Here is a 1,417-nt window from a genome sequence, read left to right as displayed (position 1 = left end):
CCGGGACTGAGCATTTCGCGATCGTCTGACACCCTCCCCCTCTTGATTCCTATTCCAAGCACCAACCCCAAAACCTACACTTCCGTTCCTCCTAAAAAAGTCGCATTTCTCGGCCTGGGTGTCATGGGCTACCCGATGGCGGCGCACCTGGCGCTGGCGGGGCACTCGGTGACCGTCTACAACCGCACCGCTACTAAATCCATAGCTTTCTGCGCTGAATACATAAGCGCTGGAGCCCCAAAACATGCTGAAACCCCGCGCCTGGCTGCACGGGGGGCCGACATCGTGTTTTGCTGCGTGGGCAACGATACCGACCTGCGCTCGGTCACGCTGGGGGCCGACGGGGCTTTTGCGGGCATGGAGCCGGGCGCAATTTTTGTGGACCACACCACGGCCTCGGCCGAGGTCGCCCGTGAGCTGGATGGAGCGGCACGCACCCTGGGCCTGCGCTTCATCGACGCGCCGGTATCGGGCGGCCAGGCGGGCGCGCAAAACGGCTTGCTGACGGTGATGTGTGGCGGCGATGCGGCGGCCTTCGATGCGATCGCCCCCACGGCCATGGCGTTCTCAAAGGCCTGCACCCGGGTGGGCGACAGCGGCGCAGGCCAGTTGGCCAAGATGGTGAACCAGATCTGCATCGCCGGGCTGGTGCAAGGCCTGAGCGAAGCCGTGGCCTTTGGCCAGCGCGCCGGGCTGGACATCGTGCAGGTGCTGGAAGTGATTGGCAAGGGCGCGGCCCAAAGCTGGCAGATGGACAACCGCGGCAAAACCATGGTGGCCGACCAGTTCGACTTTGGCTTTGCCGTGGACTGGATGCGCAAAGACCTGGGCCTGGTGCTGGACGAGGCCAAGCGCAACGGTGCGCGCCTGCCGGTCACCGCCCTGGTAGACCAGTTTTATGCCGACGTGCAGCAAATGGGCGGCCAGCGCTGGGACACCTCCAGCCTGATCAAGCGACTCCGCTAAGTCACCACCACCCCACGTTCAAAACACCCCTCTTTTCCAGAAACACCGCAGAACTGGCTTTGCCAGGCTGCTGGTGTTGCCCCCTTGCCAAGGGGGTTGGCGGAAAGCGCTTGCGCTGTAGCCTGGGGGTGAGCCCTATTTCACGGTGGAGAGGCTTTTCAGCTCTTCCTCGCTCAGAATGTCAAACACCCGCACCACCCTTTGCACGCCGCTGACGCTGCGGGCCAGGTCGGTGACGCGGTTGGCTTCGCGCATCGAGACGCGACCCATCAGGTAGACCGTGCCGCGCTCGGTGATCACCTTGAAGGTATTGGACTGCACATCCTTGGCATCCACCAGCGTGGCCTTGACCTTGCCGGTCACCAGGGTGTCGGACGAGCGCTGCGACAGCGACGACGGGCCGAGCACCGCCACCTCGTTCACCACCGAGCGCACGTTCTCCACCTTCAGC

The 1,417-nt window shown here is 63.9% G+C and carries 2 protein-coding genes; one reads left to right on the top strand and one right to left on the bottom strand.

The features are described from left to right. The first annotated feature begins 51 nt into the window (after positions 1–51). Positions 52–966: an NAD(P)-dependent oxidoreductase gene (locus AC097L_RS24330; RefSeq protein WP_479589296.1), complete on the top strand. Its 915-nt coding sequence runs from the start codon at positions 52–54 to the stop codon at positions 964–966. Positions 967–1,101: 135 nt separating this feature from the next. Here the strand turns inward: AC097L_RS24330 and AC097L_RS24325 are convergent. Beyond that, positions 1,102–1,417 (bottom strand): BON domain-containing protein (locus AC097L_RS24325; RefSeq protein WP_479589295.1); only part of this gene is annotated, 316 nt, incomplete at its 5' end.

The sequence above is a fragment of the Rhodoferax sp. RT5P35 genome (genome assembly GCF_056521385.1).
Note: the sequence above shows the minus strand (reverse complement) of the source record. Positions and strands in the feature narration are given on the sequence as shown.